Below are 21,192 nucleotides of genomic sequence, written 5' to 3'. Positions count from 1 at the left end.
CGCGGCCTAAGCTGAAAGCCCCGGCCATCCCGACCAGGAGAGGAAGATTGAGCATGCCCAGGATGATGTCACGCCCTCGACGCAGATGCGGGCGACGGTGCCCGCCCTTGGGCCTGTTGGCCCTGGGATGCGCCCTGAGCCTGCTGACCGGCTGCCATGGCCATGACCACGGCCACAGAAACCAAACGGACGCGGCCCCCTTCAGCCTCACCATACTGCACATCAACGATCATCACTCCCACCTGGCCCCCACCCCCGGCAGCCTGACCCTGCACGGCGGCGCCACCCAGGTGGAGATGGGCGGCTTTCCCCGCGTTGTGGCCCTGGCCAAGCAGCTGGCCGCCAGCCAGGCCCACCCCCTGCTGCTGCACGCAGGGGACGCCATCACGGGGGATCTCTACTACACCCTGTTCCAAGGGGCGGCGGATGCGGCGCTGATGAACCGCCTCTGCTTCGACGCCATGGTGGTGGGCAACCACGAGTTCGACAACGGCGATGCCGGTCTCAGGGCCTTCATCGACGAGCTGCACGACGGCGACTGCCAGACCCCGGTGCTGGCCGCCAACGTGCTGCCGCCAAAAGGCGTCTCGCCCCTCTATCCGGAGAGCGGCAGCCTGCTGCAACCCTACCTCATCAAGCAATATGGTGACGAGCGGGTCGGCATCATCGGCATCGCCACCGGGCGCAAGACCCAGAGTTCTTCCAGCCCGGACGCCAGCACCCAGTTTCTGGACGAAACCAGCACGGCGCAGCAGTACATAGACGAACTGCAGGCCCAGGGGGTGAACAAGATAGTGCTGCTGAGCCACTACGGTTACGGCGAAGATCAGGCGATGGCGGCCAGGCTGACCGGGGTGGATGTCATCATAGACGGCGACTCCCACAGCCTGCTGGGGGCAGGTTTCGGCGAGCTGGGGCTCAACCCGGCGGGGCCCTATCCCACCGAGATCCAGGATGCCGCCGGCAACCAGGTGTGCGTGGCCCAGGCCTGGCAGTATGCCGATGTGCTGGGGGAGCTGAAGGTCACCTTTGATGGCGAGGGCCGGGTGCAGGCGTGCCGCGGCACCCCGCATCTGCTGCTGGGGGACAGCTTCAAGCAGAAGGACGCCGAAGGTAACTATGTGGCCCTGACGGGAGACGCCCTCACCACCCTCACCGCCTGGGTGAACGACAACCCGCTGCTGGCCATGGTTCCCCCGGATCCCGCCGCCCAGACCCGGCTGGAGGAGTACGCCAGTCGGGTGCAGACCATGCAGGCGACTGTGATAGGTCAGGCCGACAATGATCTCTGCCTCACCCGCATCCCGGGGGACAACCGCAGCGCCCTCTGCGCCAGCGCAGACACCCGGGCCCACGGCGCCGACATCAGCAACCTGGTGGCCCAGGCCTTCTTGGCCATGAGCGTCAACGCCCAGATCGCCATTCAGAACGGCGGCGGCGTGCGCAGCGACGTGGCGGCAGGCGACATCAGCATAGGCACCGCCTACACCCTGCTGCCCTTTGCCAATACCCTCACCAACCTCGACATGACGGGGGCCGAGATCCGCCGGGTGCTCAACGAGGCGGTGGACTACGCCTTCGCCCCGGATGGCTCCACCGGCTCCTATCCCTACGCCGCCGGCCTGCGCTTCGATGTGGATCGCGCCCGGGCCGCAGGCGCGCGCCTGTTCAACATAGAGACCAGGGTCAAGGGCAGCCAGGCCTGGGTGGCGTTGGACGACGGTGCCCACTACCGGGTAGTGACCAACTCCTTCACCGCCCAGGGTAAGGACCACTACCTGACCTTCGGCACCGTCAGCGCCGCTGGCCGGGCAGAAGACACCTACCTGGACTATGCCCAGTCCTTCGTGGACTACGTCAAGGCCCGGGGCCGCCTGAGCAAGCCGGCCGAAGAGGACTTCTCCACCCAGCACTTCTACGACGCCGACGGCGTGCTGCAGCAGTAGATCCGCCGGCACCTGACGCCATAAAAAAACGGGATCCAGTGGATCCCGTTTTTTCGTTCAGCCGGCCGCCTGGGGCTGGATCTCCCCCCCTCGCCGGGCCCACCAGAACAGCAGCAGCCCCGGCACATAGAGCCAGAGGGAGAGCAGCAGATTATCCAGGCCGGCGGCGTAGAGCAGCCAGGCCCCGTAAAGGCTGGCACCCCCGGCGATCAGGTACTGGCCGGCGCCCCGCACGCCCTGTTGCCAGCTCCACTTGAGCAGGAAGACCCCCACCAGCAGGTAGGGCACCAGGATCATCTGGGCGGAGATGGCCAGCAGGCTGTTGTAGCTCTCCTCCTGCCAGTGGATCACCAGCAGAGACAGTTGCACCGTCAGACTGGTGAGCCAGAGGGCGTTGATGGCCACCCCCTGCCCGTTCTGCCGCCGGAACAGCGCCGGGAAGGCGCCGTGCATGGCGGCGCTCCAGGGCACCTCCACGGCAAACAGGGTCCAGCTCAGGTAGGAGGCGCACACCGAGACCACCAGACCGATGCCGATGATCAGCTTGCCCGGCGCCCCCAGCATTTGTTCCATCAACAGGGCCATGGAGGGATTGTGCAGCCCGGCCAGCTCGGCCCGGCTCTGCAGGCCGAAGGAGAGCAGGGTGATCAGCACGTAGAGGGTCAGGGCCAGCCCCACCCCCAGCAGGGTCGCCCGACCTATGTCCCGCCGCCGCCGAGCCCGGGCCGACAGCACTATGGCCCCCTCGATGCCCGTGAACACCCACAGGGTGATGATCATGGTCTGCCGCACCTGCTGCCACACCGGCACGCCCAGCTCCAGCCCTCGCCAGTCCAGCATGGCCAGATCCAAGTGAAAGGCCAGCCAGGCCAGCAGGATGAACAGCAGCAGGGGCAGCAGCTTGGCGACGGTGGCCACCAGGTTCACCAGGGCAGCCTCGCGGATCCCCCGGGCCACCAGCCAGTGCACCGCCCACACGAAGCAGGAGGAGCCCAGCAGCGATGCCAGCGTGTTGCCTTCACCGAACAGGATCTGCCCCGACGTGTCGGTGAACAGGCTCAGGGTGGCGAAAACGATCACCAGGTAGGTGACGATGCCCAGGGTGGCGCACAGCCAGTAGCCCCAGGCGGAGCAGAATCCCACCAGCTCACCGAAACCGGCCCGGGCATAGGTGTAGATGCCACCGTCCAGATCCGGCCGCTGGCGGGAGAGGAGCAGGAAACAGCCGGCCAGCAGCAGGATCCCCACCCCGGTGATGAGCCAACCGATGAGCACGGCCAGCGGCGAGGCCACCTCGGCCATGTTCTGGGGCAGGCTGAACACCCCGGCCCCCACCATGGAGCTGAACACCAGGGCCGTCAGGGACCACAGGCCTATCTTGCCGGCGCTCATGCCTGCTCCTTGGCCGCGCGCCGGGCAAAGGCCCGGGCCAGCTCGGCGATGTGCTCAGGGCCTATGCCGCAACAGCCCCCCACCAGGGTGGCCCCCACCGTCAGCCAGCGCTCCGCCCAGGCCAGGTAGGCCGGCGGATCCAGATCCGCCCGCAGCTCATCCAGGCCGTCGTTGGCAGTGGCCTCCTCCGGCTGGGGCGGGAAGGCGTTGGCGTAAGCCCCCAGTTGCAGTTCGGCGCCGGCCGCCACCCGCACCCCGTCGGCGACGGCCAGGGCCGCCTCGATCACCTCAGGCTGGCTGCAGTTGAACAGCGCCGCCTCGGCCCCCAGCTCGATGGCCGCCGCGATGGCCGCCGCCACCGGCTCGCCGGAGCGCAACCTGGGCTCCCCCTCCCGCAGCACATCCTGCAGGGTAAAGGAGACCCAGTAGGGCTTGCCGTCGTCGGGCAGCAGGGCATGCACCGCCCGCACCTCGGCGATCAGGCTCTGGGTTTCCGCCAGCCAGAGATCCACATGGGGAGCCAGGCCGGCGATGATGGGCCGGGCCAGCTCCGCCACCCGCTCGGCCTGATACAGATCCGCCCGGTAGGAGCCGAACAGCGGCGGCAGGGAGCCGGCGACCATCACCGGCTGAGCGCCCACCGCCTCACGCGCCAAGCGCCCGGCCAGATCCACCAGGCCCGGTCCCTGCTCGGCAAAGCGGGCCTCGCCGATGTGAAAGGGCACCACGGCGTAGTTGTTGGTGGTGATCACCCGGGCGCCGGCATCGATAAAGGCCCGGTGGGCGGCCACCACCTGCTCGGGCTCCTCCATCAGGGCCAAGGCGGACCATTCGGGTTGACGGAAGGGGGCGCCACGCCGTTGCAGCTCGCGGCCCATGCCGCCGTCGAGCAAGGTGAGTTTACCGGCCATGTTCGGACTCCTGGCTGTTAATTTTGGAAGTGGGGACATTTAGATGTCTGGGCGGCCAAGCTAGACCTTTCCAGGGCAAAAGGCAAGGCGGCAGATAAAAAAATGCCGCCCACCTGGGTGGACGGCACGGCTCACTGGGAAGGTGAGGGTTCGGTTAGCCTTTGGGCACCTGCATGTCGGCGCTGACTACCACGCCGTCACGGGCCAGATCCAGCCGGCTGTCCAGGGTCACACCCCGCAGCTGCTCGAACTGCTGCAGCAGCTGGGCCTGTTCAGCCTTGCCCTGGGCGTCTTCCGGCACCTCGTCCAGCGCCTTGTCCAGCACATCGGCCAGCAGGCCGTAATCCAGGTGCATCTGGTACAGGCCGTTGCCGGTGAGCGGCTGCTGGCCGATCTCGGCGGCCCGGGCGGCGCCGGCCTCCCCGCTATACAGGGCCAGATGCTGGCCATAACGGGCCAGCTTGACCCCTTGCGGCAGCGGGAACAGGGGCGGCAGCGGCACATCCACGCTCTGACCGTCGGCGGGCAGCGGCAACTGGGCCAGCTGGGGATCCAGCATGCCCAGCATGCCCCACAGCTGTTCCGGCTTGCTGGCACTGACATGGGCGGTGAAGGAGAGGGCCTCTATCTTGGGCAGCTCGGTCTGGGGATCGACGGCCCCCAGCTTGAGATCCTGCAGCTCGACGCCAATGCCCTGCAGCCCCTGGATCATGCCGGTCATCATGCCCAGCATGGCGGGATTGCTCTGCTTGAGGTCCTGCTGCAGCGCCACCAGGGGCTCACAGCTGAAGCTGGCCTGGGTGGCGCGGCCCCACAGCTGGCTCAGCACAGGTGCCAGGGCGTCCACGTTGAGACCCAGGTTGACCGCCAGCAGCCCCTTGGCCTCCTTGGGCACGAAGCCCTGCAGCTTCTGCAGCTCTGTCATGGCGGCAGCATCGGTGGACTCCAGCTTGCCGGCGGTGCCCAGGCTCATGCCGGCCTCGCTGCGCTCCAGCTTGGTATAGCCGAACAGGGTGCGGGGCCAGAGGGCCGCCATGCCTTCCAGATCCTGCTGACAGCCCGGCGTGCGCCAGGGGGCCAGCTCCTGGCTGGCCTGGCCATGGCTGAGCTTGTCCGCCAGCTGGGCCAGGGGCGAGTCGGCACGGGTGATGCCCTGCACCAGCCCCAGGTGGTTGAGGTAACCCAGGGCGAAGGGCACGAAGCCGTGCTGCTTGACCAGCTGGGCCAGCAGATCGCTGTCAGCCAGGCTATGGGCCGGCTTCACCAGCCCCAGGGCGGGCTTGAGGCCCTGCTCCACCGGGATCAGCTCGCCGGCATCCAGGGTCAGCACCGCAAAGCCGGCCTGCTTGGCCAGCACCAGGGCCAGGGGAAATTCACCCTCCAGGGCGAACGGATAACGACGATAGCTGACGCCGTCCAGCGCAGCGGTCTCACCCTTGGCCTGGAAGCGGGCCTCGGCGGCCTGGATGAAGCGATCGAAGGCCGCCTCGTCCGCCAGCTTGACCCGCAGCACCGGTAGGGCGCCCACGGTATAAAAGGCCTGATCCACCTTGTCTCCCAGCCCCAGGGCGGCGGGGGCCTGCGCCCCCTGCTGCAGGGCGGTGGCAAACTCGCCATACAGGCCCAGCAGCATGCGCAGGCCGGCATCGGCGGACTGGCCCTCGCCGTCCAGCTGCTTGGCCAGCTTGTCCAGCTCGCTCTGCAACTGGGCCGGCTCCGGGATCAGCCCCTGCCAGCGGGTCTGCAGCACGGCGAAGTTATCCTGCCAGCTGGCCGGCTCCAGGGCGCCAGAGAACACCAGGGTGTCCACCGGCACATAGCTCAGGCTCGACTCCCCGGCACCGCCAGACGACATGCGGGCGAAGTAGGTTCCCCCGGCGGCCAGCGCGGCGACCACCAGACCGGCCAAAATTCCTTTGTTCATCCCACGCTTCCTTCTCTGCTCTGCGGCCATGACCGCGTAAAAGGGCCTCATCATGGCCCGCATAAGGGTTACAAACAAGTCCGATTTGTGACAGTTATCGCGCCGCCAGGCGGGCGCTCAGGGGCGGCAGCCAGGTTTCCGAGCCCAGCAGGCGCTGATCGTGCCGATACTCGTCGGTGACCCGGATCTCCCAGGGCCGGGCGAAGTGCCGCGCCAGGGCCTGAACCAGAGTATCGAATCCCCAGGCGCAGACCGCGTTGCTATCCAGATGATAGACCCCCCGGGCCCGGGCCTGGAGCAGTTGCCATAGCCCGGCGGCGGTATCCGTCATGAAGGAACAGGCGGGGATCCAGAGGCGGCTGGCCGCCACCTCGCCCCGGCTGGCCTGCCACTCATCCAGCGCCGCCAGCATGTTGTTGCCCCGGGCATCCGCGTCGATCTGCCAGCCGATGCGGGCGATGCAGGCGGCAGGATTGGCCGCCCGGATCCCCTGCTCGCAGCGGAACTTGTAGCGGCCGTAATCTTCCTGAGCATTGGGCGTATCCTGCAGCCGGTGAGGGCCGTCGGGCACGGCGTCAAACACCATGGCCGTGCTGGTGAACAGCAGCGGTATCTGCCGCGCCCCGGCCTCCCGGGCCAGAAACGCGGCCCAGGCCTCGCCGCCCATGGCCAGATGGGCGATGGCATCGGGCCGCAGGCGATCCAGCATCTGCCGCCCCGCGGTCTCGTCCGCCGGATCCACCAGCTCCCGCCGCCAGGGCAGCACCTGGCCCCCCTCGGCGACCACCCGCCGCGCCAGATGGGGCGCTAGGGTGCCGTTCAGGCCGCTGATCAGTACCCGCATGGCGGCGCCTTAGCCGGCGATGCCGTACTGCTGGCGATAGGCGCGCACCTGCTCCAGCAGACCGGCCAGATCCGGCTGCTCTTCCAGGTAGCTCACCAGATCCCCCAGGCTGATGATGGAGATGACCCTGGCCTGATAGTCCCGCTCCACCTCCTGGATGGCGGACAGCTCGCCCTTGCCCTTCTCCTGGCGGTCCAGGGCGATCAGCACCCCGGCCAGGCTGGCGCCGTTGGCCTGGATCAGATCCATGGACTCGCGGATGGCGGTGCCGGCGGTGATGACGTCATCCACCAGCATGATGCGGCCGGCCAGCGGGCTGCCCACCAGGTTGCCGCCCTCGCCGTGATCCTTGGCCTCCTTGCGGTTGAAGCACCAGGGCACGTCCTGGTCGTACACCTCGGCCAGCTGCACCGCGGTGGCGGAGGCGATGGGGATCCCCTTGTAGGCCGGGCCGAACAGCACATCGAAGTCGATGCCGGCATCCATCAAGGCGGCGGCATAGAAGCGGCCCAGGCGCGCCAGATCCCGACCGGAGTTGAACAGGCCGGCATTGAAGAAGTAGGGGCTCTTGCGGCCGGACTTCAGGGTGAAGTCGCCAAACTTGAGCACCTGCTTCTCCAGGGCAAACTCGATAAAGTCACGCTGATAGGCTTTCATGGTCTCTCCTCGGATAAACAAAAACGGCACATAAAAAACGCGGCCAACGCCGCGTCTGTCAACAGGTCCAGCTCAGACCGCCAGGGCCTGGCGCTGCAGGGCGAACAGGGTCTCGAGCCCCTGCTCCGCCATGTCCAGCAGCTGGTTGAGTTCGTCGCGGCTGAAGGGCTCGCCCTCGGCGGTGCCCTGCACCTCGATGAGCTTGCCGCCTTCCATCATCACCACGTTCATGTCGGTCTCGGCGACGGAGTCCTCTTCGTATTCCAGATCGCACACCGGCATGTTGGCCACTATCCCCACAGACAGGGCCGCCACCATGCCCTTCAAAGGCTCCTGCTTGGGTTTGAGCATCCCCTGCTGGCGCATCCAGCCCAGGGCATCGGCCAGGGCCACACAGGCGCCTGTGATGGCGGCGGTACGGGTGCCGCCGTCGGCCTGGATGACGTCACAGTCCACCGTGATGGTGTACTCCCCCAGGGCCTTCAGATCCACCGCCGCCCGCAGGGAACGGCCGATCAGCCGCTGGATCTCCAGGGTGCGGCCCCCCTGCTTGCCGGAGGCGGCCTCGCGGTTCATCCGCGAGTGGGTGGAGCGGGGCAGCATGCCGTATTCGGCGGTGACCCAGCCCTGACCCTTACCCTTGAGGAAACGGGGCACCCCTTCCACCACGCTGGCGTTGCACAGCACCTTGGTGTTGCCAAACTCCACCAGCACAGAGCCTTCGGCGTGACAGGTGTAATGACGGGTGAGGGTGACAGGGCGAACCTGCTGTGGCGTTCTTCCGCTCGGGCGCATGGCAATTCCAGACTATCGATTCAAGTGGCCGCCAGTATACGTCAAAGGCGGTCACATTTCATGGCGCCCGGCTCGGCTGACGCCAGGGTCCGCCTTGGGTATACTGGTCACTCCTTAAGCCAGAACAGAAGAAGCCCTATGATCCATAGCATGACCGCCTACGCCCGCCGTGAATTCAAGGGCGAGTGGGGCACCGCCGTCTGGGAGATCCGTTCCGTCAACCAGCGCTATCTGGAAACCTATCTGCGCCTACCCGAACAGTTCCGCGGCCTGGAACCCCTGCTGCGCGAGCGCTTCCGCGCCAGCCTGGAGCGGGGCAAGGTGGAATGCGGCCTGCGCTTCGACGGCCCCACCGACCAGGCCCAGCTGCACGTCAACGAGGCCCTGGCGGAACAGCTGATCGACAGCGCCCTCTGGGTCATCGACCGCGCCGGCCAAGGCCAGCTCAACCCGCTGGACGTGCTGCGCTGGCCCGGCGTCATGGCCGCCCAGGAGCAGGACATGGACGCCCTCACCCAGACCCTGCTGGCCGGCTTCGATCAGGTGCTGCAGGAGTTCATCGTCGCCCGCCAGTCCGAGGGCGAGAAGCTCAAGGCCCTGATCGAACAGCGGCTGGCCGGCATCCAGGTGGAAGTGGCCAAGGTGCGGGAGCAGATGCCCGCGGTCATCGCCTGGCAACGCCAGCGCCTGCTGGACAAGCTGGCCGACGCCAACATAGAGCTGGAGTCCGGCCGCCTGGAGCAGGAGCTGCTGCTGATGGCCCAACGCATCGACGTGGCCGAAGAGCTGGACCGCCTCGAGACCCACATCGGCGAGACCCACAAGATCCTGAAAAAAGGCGGCGCCTGCGGCCGTCGGCTGGACTTCATGATGCAGGAGTTCAACCGCGAGTCGAACACGCTGGCCTCCAAGTCCATCAACGCCGAAGTCACCCAGTCCGCAGTGGAGCTCAAGGTGCTGATCGAACAGATGCGGGAGCAAATTCAGAACATCGAATAAGCCGTTGTCGGCCTCAACAGCCAAAGCCCCTCCCCCAGGGGCTTTTTTGTTGCTGCCTCTATTCTCGCCAGGTACATGGCAGTGGAACAGCTCGCGCGCGCCCTCCATCCGATGACGAACACAACGTTATTCGGCGGATGGAAACCACCGCCATCAAGTTCGAGTTAACCCCCTAAAACATGGCCTCACCGCATGGTTCCTCACGGCCCCCTATGGCAAGATAAACCCCAATATTTCAAGGACACACCTTGCCTATGCCCCTAGCCATTCCCAGTTATGAACAGATGATGCCGGTGGTACTGCAGAGCCTTGCCGACGGTCAGCCGCTGTTATTGCGCGAGGTGTATGAGCGAGTCTGTGCCCATTACGCCTTCAGCCCCGAGCAGTTGGCCGAGACGCTGCCTAGTGGGCGGCAGAGCACCATTCGCTCGCGGGTGGGTTGGGCCAAGACCTATCTGGTCAAGGCAGGGCTTATCGAGCAGCCCAAGCGGGGCGTTTGCCTAATCACGGCGCGAGGAAAAGATGCTTTGGCTTCCGGGCAGACCATAGGAAACCACTATCTGGCCCGGTTCCCAGAATTTAAAAATTTCTATGAGACCACCGGAATGTCCCGCAAGGAAGCGGAAGCCTTGCTGGCAGATCTGCTAACAGATAGTCCGTCATCCAACCAGGTTAGTGACACAGCCTATGGTGTATCGGCAACACCCCAAGAGCAGATTGAGCAGGCGCTCAGCACCATCAACCAGTCCCTGGCCGATGAGCTGCTGCGCGAAGTATTTGCCCTGTCGCCGCGTTTCTTCGAGCAGTTGGTGGTGGATCTGATGGTGGCCATGGGCTATGGCGGTAGCAATCAGGAGGCCGGGCAGACCACCCGCTACAGCAGCGATGGCGGTATCGATGGCATCATCAAGGAGGACCGGCTGGGCCTCGACTCCATCTACCTGCAGGCCAAGCGCTACAGCGACAAGACCGTCGGCCGCCCCGAGATCCAGGCCTTTGCCGGTGCATTGGAAGAACATAAAGCCCGCAAAGGGGTCTTTATCACCACCTCCGGCTTTAGCAGAGAGGCGCATGAATATGTGGGTCGGATTGAAAAACGCATCGTACTGATCGACGGCGCCCGCCTGGCGGCCTTGATGATCGAATACGGCGTCGGCGTCACCACGCGCCAGACCCTGACCATCAAGGCACTGGATTCGGATTACTTCACGGAAGAGTAACGATGGAACTGCAGAGCAACTTCGATTTCCTTGAATGCCACGACGAACTGCTGGTACGCCTAGCTAAGACTGCAGAGGCCTGTTTCGTTCCGGATCCCAACACAACCCTCATCAAGATGCGTCAATTGGCCGAGGCGTTTGCCAAAACCATCGCATCCCGTGTCGGTGTGGAGTGCGGCCAGGACGTCAAACAGGTTGACCTACTCCGTGAGCTGGACCTGGTATTGCGGCTCGACAGACAAGTCAAAGATGCATTTCATACCCTGAGAAAACTCGGCAACGCCGCTACCCATGATGTTTCCTCCGCCTCACACCGCGATGCCTTAATCGCCCTGCGGATCGGCCATGCCCTAGCAGGGTGGTTCCATGTCACCTTTGGTGGCAGCCAGGCAAAAGGCTTCAAACTCCCGCCCTTTATCGAACCACGTGATCCATCAGAAAAATTGCGCCTGCTTGAAGAAGCTCTGCTGGAGCAGCAAAAACTGGCACGCACCACAGAAGATCGTCTTTCCCATGCCGAAGCGTTACGTCACACCGAAGCGCAAAGAGCCACCGCGGAAAAAGAACGAGCAGACGCCATGGCATCGGAGAGCCAAGTTTGGGAACAACTGGCCACCGAGCATGAAGCCAAACTTGCCGAATACCGTACCAAGATGGATGAGGCAAATGCCAAATACCGCCAGGTATTCTCCCAATCAGGCAAAGAACATCAGGCAGCCGAAATACGTCGTATCGAGAAAACGTCTCTCGAGCTAAATGAAAAAGAGACCCGGCTCATCATAGATCAGCAGCTCACCGAGGCCGGGTGGGAGGCGGACACCATCAACCTGCGCTTTTCCAAAGGGGCTCGCCCGCTCCCCAACCAGAATCGAGCCATTGCCGAGTGGCCAACTGCATCCGGCCCAGCGGATTATGTGCTCTTCTGTGGGCTGTACCCCGTAGCTGTCATTGAGGCCAAAAAGAGCGCCCGCAACGTCTACGGAGCCATCGATCAGGCCAAACGTTACGCCACCGACCTACAGGAGCGGGGAGCTTGCCTCATCGAAACGACCTACGGCAGCTTCAAGGTTCCTCTGGTGTTTGCCACCAATGGCCGCCCCTACCTGAAGCAGTTGGAACAAGAGAGCGGCATCTGGTTCCTCGACGTCCGGGATAACGCCAACCGTCGGCGCTGCCTAAAAGGCTGGTTCTCACCAGCAGAGTTGCAAGCCCACCTGCGGCAGACCACGCAACAGGCAAATACAGAGTTGGATCAGATGGGGTTCGACTTCGAACTGAAGCTGCGCGACTACCAGGTCACCGCCATTCAAGCCGTGGAACAGGCCATCAAAGAGGGAAAGTCATCTGCACTGCTCGCCATGGCGACGGGCACCGGCAAGACCAAGACCGCGATTGCCATGGCCTATCGTCTGCTGAAAGCCGAACGCTTCCGGCGCATCCTGTTTCTGGTGGACAGATCCGCGTTGGGAGTACAGGCTTCGGATGACTTCAGTGCGGTACGACTGGAGAACCTCAGTACCTTTGCCGACACCTTTGAGGTGTTGGGCATGGTGCAGAATAAACCGCCAGTACCGGCGCCAGAGGATTCAACCAAGGTCCACATGACCACAGTCCAAGGGCTGGTCAAGCGCCTCCTCTACCCGGGTGATAACAACAAACCGAGCATCGGCCAGTACGATTGCATCATCGTGGATGAATGCCATCGTGGCTATCTGCTGGATCGGGAGCTCAGCGATACCGAAATCCTGTTTCGCGATCAGCAAGACTATCAATCCAAGTATCGTGCGGTGATCGACTATTTTGATGCCTTCAAAATCGGCCTGACCGCCACCCCGGCCTTGCACACCACCGAAATATTCGGCGCCCCAATCTTCACCTACAGCTATACCGAAGCTGTGCTGGATGGCTACCTCAATGATCACGAACCGCCGATCCGCTTACATACCAAGCTGACAGAGCAAGGGATCAACTACGCCATCAACGAAGAGGTCAAGGTCTACCACGATACCGACAACCGTATCGAAACCTATCAGACCCCGGATGAACTCAATTTCGATGTCGGCGATTTCAACCGCAAGGTCATTGCCCCCGAGTTCACCAAGACAGTGACAAAATGGCTCATCGAGAGTGATGCCATCAACCCCTATTCTGATGCCAAGACGCTGGTGTTCTGCGTCACGGACAAACACGCCGACGAGGTGGTAGAAGCCTTCAAGTCCGCCATCGAGGCCTATCACGGCGAGGTGGAGGATGATGCGGTGCAGAAGATCACGGGCGCCAGCGACAAGCCCCTCGAGCGGATCCGCCACTTTAAAAACGATCGCCTACCCAATATCGCCGTAACCGTGGATCTGCTGACCACAGGCGTGGATGTCCCGCGGATCTGCAATCTGGTGTTCCTGCGCCGGGTCAACAGCCGCATCCTGTTTGAGCAGATGTTGGGGCGAGCCACCCGCCTCTGCCCGGAGATCGGCAAAGGCCCGTTCCATATCTATGATGCGGTGGATATCTATAAGCAGCTCGAATCGGTCAACACCATGAAGCCGGTCGTCACCCAGGTCGATATCAGCTTCACCGAGCTGGAACAGGAGTTGCGCCAGGAACAGGCGCCGGATCTCCTGCAACTGGCTCGCAATCAATTTATCGCCAAGCTGCAGGTCAAAAAGCAGCACCTCACGCCAGACCAGCTGGACGCCTTTCAAACCATCGCCGGACAATCCCCCAGCGAGTTGGCCAAACACCTCAAGCGCCTGCCTCTGGCCGAGGTGGCCGACTGGTTCCAACAGCATCCCGGGCTGGGAGCGATCCTGGATGCCAAGGTACAAGGCGGTGGTCGCCTGCGCCCAGGCCTCGTCATCCACGAGGGGGAAGATACCTTTATCAAAACCACCAAGGGCTATGGTGATGGCCAGAAGCCGGAAGACTACCTCGGAGCCTTCAAGGCCTTTATCAAAGCCAACAGCAACCGCCTGCCAGCGCTCCAGGTCATAGTACAGCGCCCCTGGGAGCTGGACCGCCAAAGCCTCAAGGCCCTGGCCGTCGAACTGGAGCGCCACCATTTCCGCGAGAAGGATCTGCAGACCGCCTGGCATGAAGTCACCCGGCAAGATATTGCGGCCCGCATCATCGGCTTCATACGCCAATCTGCGCTCGGCGAGCCACTGGTGCCCTGGGAACAAAGGGTGGACAGGGCACTGGAAAAGCTATTGAATGCCCGCCCATGGTCGACACCGCAAAAACAGTGGCTGGAGCTGATCGCCAAACAGGCCAAGGCAGCGACGCTGGTGGACGCGAACGCCCTCAATCAGGGGATCTTTAGCGCCCACGGGGGTAGCAAGCGTGCCGACAAGCTGTTCCAGCAGCCGGTGACCCACATACTGGAAGAATTTAACCGTGCACTCTGGGCCTGAACGGCCCTTTTTTCTCTGAGAACCTATGAGCACCCAAGACCTAATCGCCAAACTATGGAACCTGTGTCACCTGCTGCGTGATGACGGTGTCACCTATCACGAGTACCTCAATGAGTTGACCTTCCTCATCTTCCTGAAGATGGTGGAAGAGACCGGACAGGAGCAGCATCTACCGGAGGGCTACCGCTGGCAGGATCTCAAAGCCAACAACCCAGCGGACATACTCACCGAATACAAGAAGCTGCTGCTGCATCTGGGCAGCCACGGCTCGCTCATCACCCGCTCCATCTTTCTCAATGCCGGCACCGTGATCCGCAAACCGGTGACCCTGAACAAGCTGGTCAGCGAGATCGACAAGCTCGACTGGTACAGCGCCAAGGAAGAAGGGCTCGGCAACATGTACGAGGGGCTGTTGCAGGTCAACGCCGAAGAGAAGAAATCCGGCGCCGGCCAGTACTTCACCCCGCGGGTGCTGATCAATGCCATGGTCGAATTGATGAAGCCAAGCCTGGACGATGTGGTGGTGGACCCCACGGCCGGTACCGGCGGGTTTCTGATCAGCGCCCATCACTACCTCAAGCAGCACCATGACATCGCCAGCCTGGACCCGGTCGCCTACGACCGCTATCAGCATGAACTCTTCTTCGGCATGGAGCTGGTCCCCGATACCCGCCGCCTGGCCATGATGAACCTGATGCTGCACGATCTGGCCATCGACGACCAGAATGCGGGCATTCTCTACGGCGATACCCTGACCGAAGAGGGTCAACAGCTCCCCAAGGCCAGCCTGATCCTGGCCAACCCGCCGTTTGGTACCAAGAAAGGTGGTGGCGTGCCCACCCGGGATGACCTGCTGTTCTATACCAGCAACAAGCAGCTCTCCTTCTTGCACCTGATGTATCACGTCATGCTGGCACCCGGTGGCCGTGCGGCCGTGGTGCTGCCCGATAACGTGCTGTTTGAAGACGGGGTCGGCAAACAGATCCGTCAGGCGCTGATGGAAAAATGCAACCTGCACACCATACTGCGCCTGCCCACCGGCATCTTCTATGCCGCCGGGGTCAAGACCAATGTGCTCTTCTTCTCCAAGCCCGCCAATCCCCGTCAGGACAAGGGCAATACCCAGGCGATCTGGGTCTACGATCTGCGCACCAATATGCCGAGCTTTGGCAAGCGCACCCCCTTTACCGAGGCCTATCTGGCCCCCTTTATCCGCTGCTTTGGTGACGATCCCCACGGCCTGAGCCCGCGCACCGAAGGCGACTGGTCCTTTGGCGTCGACCAGGTCGAGCTGGCGGAGGATGCCGCCCATCAGCCGATCGACAGCCGTCTGGCTCATAGTCGCTGGCGCTGCTTTAGCCGGGAGTGGATCCGCGACCACAAGGGCGACTCCCTGGATATCAGCTGGCTTAAGGATCAAAACAGCGTCGATGCCGCCGACTTGCCCGAACCGCTGGAGCTGGCCAACGAGGCCAAGGAGGAATTGGAAACGGCCTTAAGTGAGCTGCAAAAACTGATTACAACCCTGGAGGGTTCATTGTGATAGAACCAATGATCCAGAATGAATGGACTAATTGTTCTCTAGATGATCTCCTCATCCATGTAATCGGTGGTGACTGGGGGCAAGACAATGACTTTTCCGATGATGAATATGAAACCGTCTCATGTATACGTGGTTCTGAGTTTAGAAACTGGCGTAAAGTCCAAGGCGCAACAGCAGTACCACGCAAGATAAAAAAATCTAGCCTTGAGACCAGAAACCTTCGTCCTGGTGATGTTCTTATTGAAATTTCAGGCGGTGGTCCAGATCAACCAGTTGGTAGAACTGTTCTTATAACAGAACAAGTGCTGAAGCAATTACCTTACCCTGCAGTGTGCACTAACTTTTTGCGCCTTGCTCGTCCAGCAAAACATATTTCTTCCTCATATCTAAATTACTTTCTAACTAAATTCCATTTATCTGGTGAGGTGATTAAATATCAAGGAGGGAGCAATAATCTTCGTAACTTAAAGTTCAAAGAGTTCTCAACCATTACTGTTCCATGTCCATCATTTGCTGAGCAAAAAGAGATCGCCGACCGGCTTGATAAATTGCTGGCTCAGGTGGAAGCCACCCAAGCCCGTCTGGCTCGTATCCCAGATATTATCAAGCAGTTCCGCCAATCCGTGCTCGCTGCTGCGGTGAGTGGAAAATTGACTAAAGAATGGCGAACACCCTGCCAGACCCAAAGTATCAATGAAGAGCTGACAGCTCCTTCAATTTGGAAAAAATGCTCCATCGGCGAGATTGTCAATTATGTAACAAGTGGATCTCGTGGATGGGCCAAATATTATTCAACCGAGGGAGAGCTGTTCATTCGGTCCCAAGATATAAGCTCAGACAGATTAATCATTGAAGATGCAGCATTTGTAATCTTGCCAACGAAAGCAGAAGGAACCCGAACCAAAGTAAAACATTTTGACTTGTTGATAACCATTACTGGAGCAAACGTAACAAAATGTGCATTGGTTGATATTGATTTAGATAATGCCTATGTGAGTCAGCATGTTGCTCTTATCCGGCTTTCAGATATTAGCAATGCCAAGTTTCTTGATTTGGTTTTGAAAGCTCCAAATGCTGGACGCAAACAATTAACCACCATGGCTTATGGTGGCGGTAAACCTGGATTGAACTTACAGAATATTAAAGATGTTACTTTTGCTTTGCCTTCTAAGGATGAACAAACCGAAATCGTCCGTCGGGTGGAACAACTGTTTGCCTATGCCGATAGCATCGAGCAGCAGGCCAAGGCGGCCAGGGAGCGGGTCGATAACCTGACCCAGGCTATTCTGGCCAAGGCGTTTCGTGGCGAGCTGACTGCCGACTGGCGTGCCGCCAACCCGGATCTTATCAGCGGCGATAACAGCGCCGCCGCCCTGCTGGCCCGCATTCAGGCCGAACGCCAGGTCAAGGCCAAACGCAGCAGAAGGGGCGCCTGATGAACCAGACCTCTCTCCCCCTCCGGGTGCTCGACTGCTGGCACAAGATAGAGTTTTTCGAGTCCACCGATATTCAGACCCTGCATGACGAGGGGGATGGCGTCATCCGCTATCACCAACCGGAACTAGAGAGCGCCCCAGGCTGCCTGCCCTGGCTGAACCCGCAGCAGATCCGGCGCGCCAGTCGGGTCTACTCACCGGACAAACCCTACCGCTATAGCCTCTATCTGGGCATCTTCGATCGCAGCGAGATCTTTGCGGCCGCCCAGCAGGCCTTCCCCCTCTGGAAGGCAGATGATGATGAACGGCTGGATGATGAGGGCCTCACCTGCTCCCTCAGGCTCACCCTGGATCAAAATGGCAAGCTAGACCCCGACAGCCTGGAGTGCTCCACCGTCACCTGGGCCCTGGGACAGTTGCAGGGCCACCAGCTCGACACTCTCCGCCAGGAGGACTACGAGATAGCCACCCGGCGACTGCAGCAACGCCTGCTGGAGATAGTCACCGTCGCCGACAACCTCAAGCACGAGCATGGGCTGCCACCCGCCCTCACCACCTTCGAGATCCTGGAGTTCCTCAAGGCCATGGGCGACTGGAGCGCCTTCTCCCCCAGGCGTCTCGACAAACACCCGGCGCTGCTGATCCAGCTCACCGAGCTGGACGAGCGAGAGCTCGACTACTCGCCAATCAATATTGCCCCTCAGCAGTGGCTGCCGCTGAGCCAGCTGCCGGCCAGCCTGGCCACGGCCCAGACCGACAACAAGGCGCAAACAGCCCCAGAGCCGGGGTCGCATTCGGCCAATTCTCCGGAGGAGATCGCCATCCTCAACAGCTTTTACCTGCGTGATCTTGAGCGGGTAAAGGCCGATATGGCGGCCAATGGCCTGGCACAAGACAGCCCGCTTGGCCGCTATCTGAGCGATAGCGTGCCACGCCGGCCCGATCTGCTTACGGCCCAAGGCGAGGCCGTGCTGCGGGAAGGACTGCGCCTGGCCAAGCTACCGCAGGGCCGCTGGCCCGGCGAGGATGCCCACGCCATGAGCCTGATGCAGCAGTTCGCCATCAACACGCTCACCCACGATCTGTGCAACACAGGTCTCTACTCGGTCAATGGCCCACCCGGCACCGGCAAGACCACCCTGCTGCGGGATCTGGTGGCCCATAACCTGGTATCGCGTGCCGAGGTGCTGGCCGGCCTGGACGAGCCGGCCGGTGCATTCGGTGCCGACCTCACGCTCAACCAGGATGGCAACACCAAGACCATCAAGACACTGATCCCCGCCCTGACCGGTTTCGAGATGGTAGTGGTCTCAAGCAACAATGCGGCGGTGGAGAACATCTCCAAGGAGCTGCCCCAGCTCAAGAGCATGGGGCAGGCCTACCGGCAGACCGCCTATCTCAAACCCGTGGCCCAGAAGCTGGCGGCCAAACACCACTATCCCAAAAACAAGCGCCCTTATGTGGAACAGCTGGCCGAGCAGGACGATTGCTGGGGGCTGATTGCCGCCACCCTGGGCAAGTCGGCAAACCGAAAACGCTTCGGCAACCAGGTGTTCTACAAGACCATAGATAAGCTGGATGCCCAGGGCGGGGCGCACCGCTACCGCACCCTGTTCCATGCCTTGAAACAGCTAGCCTCGGGCAGCAATCCCAAAGACGACTTCTGCCAGGCTCAGGCCGCTTTCCGCGCGGCCCGTGAACGGGTAGAGGACATTCAAAAGGCGTTGTGCCGCCTCGAAGCACTGAGTGACCTGGAGGCAGAATGCCAGACCCAAGAGCGGTGGCTTGAAGGCAAGAGGCTGCGGCTGGCCCGGCTGGATGCCGGGCTGGCCCTGCTCCGCAGCCGGCTTCCGGTTTGGTGGAAGGGGCAACTCAGGCGCCGCTGCCGCGGCAAGGCCATTCTGCGTGGGCTGGAGCTGCGCCGGGATCTGCTGACCAAGCAACGGACGGTGGCAATAATTAAGTTCACCGAGTTACAAGGCCGACTGGCCGCCGAGCGGCTGGCCTGCACGCCATTACTAGCACGTTATCCGGATGCCCATTTCGCCGACGCCCAGACCGATTTCGAGGCGGCAGCCGTGCAGCATCAGGCCTTTGGTCTGTGCCGGGCATTGAACCAGGCCCGCGCTCAATTGACCGTGGCGGCGCTGGAGCTGCATCAGGCCTGGCTGGTGGCCGCCTATCATGACAAGAATCTCCACCTCCACGACTCAATATTCAACCTGATGGCTGCCGTGGATGGCAAGGTGGCCAACAGGGCCGCCGCCAAGGCCCTGTGGCAGCTGCTGTTTATGGTGGTTCCGCTGGTTTCCTCCACCTTTGCCTCCGTGGCCAGGCAATTTGCCGCCTTGGCCGCTGGCGACATAGGCTGGCTGTTTATCGACGAGGCGGGCCAAGCCAGTCCGCAACAGGCGGTGGGTGCCCTGTGGCGAGCCAGACGCGCCGTGGTGGTGGGCGATCCGCTGCAGATTGAGCCGGTATTCACCATACCGCCAGCCTTTGTCGAGGCGATGGCCAAACAAAAGTTGGGGGAACAATGGTTGCTCTGGTCACCCGGCCTGACCTCGGTCCAGCACCTGGCCGATAAGAGCAACCCTTACGGTACCCAACAGATCAACCAACACCTCTGGCTGGGCAGTCCGCTGCGGGTACACCGCCGCTGTGACGATCCCATGTTCTCCATCGCCAATCAGATCGCCTACAACAACAAGATGATCCACGGTTCGGAGCATCCCCACGATCCAACCCCCTTCACCTGGGGGCCCAGTTGCTGGTTTGACGTTCGCGGTGCGGTGGAGGGCAAGCACTTCGTGCCGGAACAGGCGCAGCATGTGTTAACCATGCTGGAGGAGTATCTGTGTCAGCATCAAACCCTGCCGGATGTCTATATCATCACCCCCTTCAAGCGGATCAAAAAGCAGCTGCAGTGTTACCTGCATGGGGCATTGACCAGCAAGATCCAAGACGACACAGAGCTTGATGGGCAATGGCCGGCGTGGCTGGCCCACAGGATCGGCACAGTGCACACCTTCCAGGGCAAGGAAGAGAAAAACGTCATTCTGGTGCTAGGGCTCTCCGCCGAACATCCGGGTGCCGCCAACTGGGCAAGCAGCAAGCCCAACCTGCTCAACGTGGCAGTGACGCGCGCACAAAAACGGGTCTACATAGTGGGCTGCACAGAGACCTGGGCCAACCGCCCCTATTTCTCGGACGCCCATGCCGCCCTGCCAACAAGACTCCCGGAGCAGGAAAACGCCAAGGAGGTGCCATTGCCACGATCGGAAGAAATTAATTCACCATGACAACACACCTGCTGGGCATCGACCTGGCGTGGAAAGGCCACAACAGTACCGGCATTGCCGTGGGCGAGGTGCAGAACAATCAACTGCAGGTGGTCGAACTGGCCAGCACCACTCTGTCGCTGGAGCAACTACTGAGCCAAGTTAAACGTTGGCAACCGGTCGGCATCGCGATTGATGCCCCGCTGATTATCCCCAATCAAACGGGGCAGCGGGATTGCGAACGGCTGGTGGGCCGCCGGTACGGCCACAAGGGGGCAAGTTGCCATACCAGCAACCTCGACCTGTACCCAGATGCCATTAGCGTCCAGTTATCCCGGAAATTGGCAACCGATGGCTATGCCCATCAGCAGGGCGGGCGCTGGCAGATCGAGTGTTACCCGCATCCAGCCCTGATCGAGGTATTCGGCTTGGCGTACCGGCTGGCTTACAAGAAAGGCCTGGCCGAAAACAAACGGGCCGGCCAAATCCAGCTGGCCCGGCATCTGCTCAGTCTGGAGAGCCATCCGCATCTACCGATGCGGATACCGCCCGCCTACGCCGACTATGTGCGGCCAGAGGTAATCCAAACCCTGAAAGGCACTGCACTTAAACAGAACGAGGACCGGTTGGATACCTTGGTATGCCTGTATATCGCCTTCCGCCACCATCAGGGATTGAGCTTATCGTTTGGGACGGAGGAGCAAGGCTATATCGTGATCTAGTGCCAAGAGAGCACAACGACAGAGAAGAGTTCGGGTCGAGGGCGCTGTCAGGATTGCGCTACTGGAACTACGAATCGGCCGACCCGCCGCCGAGACCCCAATTGCAAGCATT

Annotated in this window: 14 protein-coding genes; 8 read left to right on the top strand and 6 right to left on the bottom strand. The window is 61.8% G+C overall.

Annotated features, from left to right (window positions below; translation table 11 throughout):
* Positions 1–107 precede the first annotated feature (107 nt).
* Positions 108–1,946 (top strand): NAD nucleotidase, encoded by a 1,839-nt coding sequence (gene nadN / locus ABHF91_RS00905; protein WP_409421634.1) that lies wholly within the window; start codon positions 108–110, stop codon positions 1,944–1,946.
* 57 nt (positions 1,947–2,003) lie between these two features.
* Here the strand turns inward: nadN and ABHF91_RS00900 are convergent, their stop codons facing one another.
* From ABHF91_RS00900 to rph, 6 genes are all read right to left on the bottom strand, one after another.
* Positions 2,004–3,338, bottom strand: a complete 1,335-nt coding sequence (locus tag ABHF91_RS00900; protein ID WP_409421633.1) for a basic amino acid/polyamine antiporter — start codon at positions 3,336–3,338, stop codon at positions 2,004–2,006.
* The gene (locus ABHF91_RS00895; RefSeq protein WP_409421632.1) at positions 3,335–4,249 is read right to left on the bottom strand and encodes a homocysteine S-methyltransferase family protein; all 915 of its coding nucleotides are present in this window, start codon (positions 4,247–4,249) and stop codon (positions 3,335–3,337) included. Before ABHF91_RS00895 ends, ABHF91_RS00900 begins: the two co-directional genes overlap by 4 nt.
* A 154-nt stretch (positions 4,250–4,403) precedes the next feature.
* On the bottom strand, positions 4,404–6,173 hold the full coding sequence (locus tag ABHF91_RS00890; protein ID WP_409421631.1) for a hypothetical protein: 1,770 nt from the start codon (positions 6,171–6,173) through the stop codon (positions 4,404–4,406).
* Between the two features lie 94 nt (positions 6,174–6,267).
* The gene (locus tag ABHF91_RS00885) at positions 6,268–7,017 is read right to left on the bottom strand and encodes a sugar nucleotide-binding protein (RefSeq protein WP_409421630.1); all 750 of its coding nucleotides are present in this window, start codon (positions 7,015–7,017) and stop codon (positions 6,268–6,270) included.
* Positions 7,018–7,026: 9 nt separating this feature from the next.
* Entirely contained in the window at positions 7,027–7,674 is a 648-nt protein-coding gene (gene pyrE / locus ABHF91_RS00880) for an orotate phosphoribosyltransferase (RefSeq protein WP_409421629.1), read from the bottom strand.
* A gap of 72 nt (positions 7,675–7,746) precedes the next feature.
* Positions 7,747–8,469: a ribonuclease PH gene (gene rph, locus ABHF91_RS00875; RefSeq protein ID WP_409421628.1), complete on the bottom strand. Its 723-nt coding sequence runs from the start codon at positions 8,467–8,469 to the stop codon at positions 7,747–7,749.
* Positions 8,470–8,607: 138 nt separating this feature from the next.
* Between rph and ABHF91_RS00870 the strand changes: the two genes are divergently transcribed.
* The 7 genes from ABHF91_RS00870 (at position 8,608) to ABHF91_RS00840 (ending at position 21,080) form a co-directional block, all read left to right on the top strand.
* Positions 8,608–9,468, top strand: a complete 861-nt coding sequence (locus ABHF91_RS00870; RefSeq protein ID WP_409421627.1) for a YicC/YloC family endoribonuclease — start codon at positions 8,608–8,610, stop codon at positions 9,466–9,468.
* Between the two features lie 254 nt (positions 9,469–9,722).
* The gene (locus ABHF91_RS00865) at positions 9,723–10,688 is read left to right on the top strand and encodes a restriction endonuclease (RefSeq protein WP_409421626.1); all 966 of its coding nucleotides are present in this window, start codon (positions 9,723–9,725) and stop codon (positions 10,686–10,688) included.
* A gap of 2 nt (positions 10,689–10,690) precedes the next feature.
* Positions 10,691–14,098 carry a type I restriction-modification system endonuclease gene (gene hsdR, locus ABHF91_RS00860; RefSeq protein WP_409421625.1) on the top strand — a complete coding sequence of 1,136 codons (3,408 nt, stop codon included), beginning with the start codon at positions 10,691–10,693 and terminating at the stop codon, positions 14,096–14,098.
* A 25-nt stretch (positions 14,099–14,123) separates the two neighbouring features.
* Positions 14,124–15,641: an N-6 DNA methylase gene (locus ABHF91_RS00855; RefSeq protein ID WP_409421624.1), complete on the top strand. Its 1,518-nt coding sequence runs from the start codon at positions 14,124–14,126 to the stop codon at positions 15,639–15,641.
* A gap of 8 nt (positions 15,642–15,649) precedes the next feature.
* Entirely contained in the window at positions 15,650–17,077 is a 1,428-nt protein-coding gene (locus ABHF91_RS00850) for a restriction endonuclease subunit S (protein ID WP_409421623.1), read from the top strand.
* Entirely contained in the window at positions 17,077–20,379 is a 3,303-nt protein-coding gene (locus ABHF91_RS00845) for a DEAD/DEAH box helicase (RefSeq protein ID WP_409421622.1), read from the top strand. Before ABHF91_RS00850 ends, ABHF91_RS00845 begins: the two co-directional genes overlap by 1 nt.
* Positions 20,376–21,080, top strand: coding sequence for a DUF429 domain-containing protein (locus tag ABHF91_RS00840; protein ID WP_409421621.1), 705 nt, complete (start codon positions 20,376–20,378; stop codon positions 21,078–21,080). Before ABHF91_RS00845 ends, ABHF91_RS00840 begins: the two co-directional genes overlap by 4 nt.
* Positions 21,081–21,192 lie beyond the last annotated feature (112 nt).

Origin of the sequence: Pseudaeromonas aegiceratis (assembly GCF_046254905.1) — a bacterium.
GTDB classification, from domain to species: Bacteria; Pseudomonadota; Gammaproteobacteria; order Enterobacterales; family Aeromonadaceae; genus Pseudaeromonas; species Pseudaeromonas aegiceratis.
Note: the sequence above shows the minus strand (reverse complement) of the source record. Positions and strands in the feature narration are given on the sequence as shown.

What these genes read in the sequence shown, in the direction of transcription:
- ABHF91_RS00855 (WP_409421624.1), top strand. Translation starts at nt 14,124, where the DNA reads ATGAGCACCCAAGACCTAATCGCCAAACTATGGAACCTGTGTCACCTG.
- ABHF91_RS00895 (WP_409421632.1), bottom strand. Translation starts at nt 4,249, where the DNA reads ATGGCCGGTAAACTCACCTTGCTCGACGGCGGCATGGGCCGCGAGCTG.
- ABHF91_RS00865 (WP_409421626.1), top strand. Translation starts at nt 9,723, where the DNA reads ATGCCCCTAGCCATTCCCAGTTATGAACAGATGATGCCGGTGGTACTG.
- ABHF91_RS00850 (WP_409421623.1), top strand. Translation starts at nt 15,650, where the DNA reads ATGATCCAGAATGAATGGACTAATTGTTCTCTAGATGATCTCCTCATC.
- ABHF91_RS00890 (WP_409421631.1), bottom strand. Translation starts at nt 6,173, where the DNA reads ATGAACAAAGGAATTTTGGCCGGTCTGGTGGTCGCCGCGCTGGCCGCC.
- ABHF91_RS00870 (WP_409421627.1), top strand. Translation starts at nt 8,608, where the DNA reads ATGATCCATAGCATGACCGCCTACGCCCGCCGTGAATTCAAGGGCGAG.
- ABHF91_RS00900 (WP_409421633.1), bottom strand. Translation starts at nt 3,338, where the DNA reads ATGAGCGCCGGCAAGATAGGCCTGTGGTCCCTGACGGCCCTGGTGTTC.
- ABHF91_RS00845 (WP_409421622.1), top strand. Translation starts at nt 17,077, where the DNA reads ATGAACCAGACCTCTCTCCCCCTCCGGGTGCTCGACTGCTGGCACAAG.
- pyrE (WP_409421629.1), bottom strand. Translation starts at nt 7,674, where the DNA reads ATGAAAGCCTATCAGCGTGACTTTATCGAGTTTGCCCTGGAGAAGCAG.
- ABHF91_RS00885 (WP_409421630.1), bottom strand. Translation starts at nt 7,017, where the DNA reads ATGCGGGTACTGATCAGCGGCCTGAACGGCACCCTAGCGCCCCATCTG.
- ABHF91_RS00840 (WP_409421621.1), top strand. Translation starts at nt 20,376, where the DNA reads ATGACAACACACCTGCTGGGCATCGACCTGGCGTGGAAAGGCCACAAC.
- hsdR (WP_409421625.1), top strand. Translation starts at nt 10,691, where the DNA reads ATGGAACTGCAGAGCAACTTCGATTTCCTTGAATGCCACGACGAACTG.
- rph (WP_409421628.1), bottom strand. Translation starts at nt 8,469, where the DNA reads ATGCGCCCGAGCGGAAGAACGCCACAGCAGGTTCGCCCTGTCACCCTC.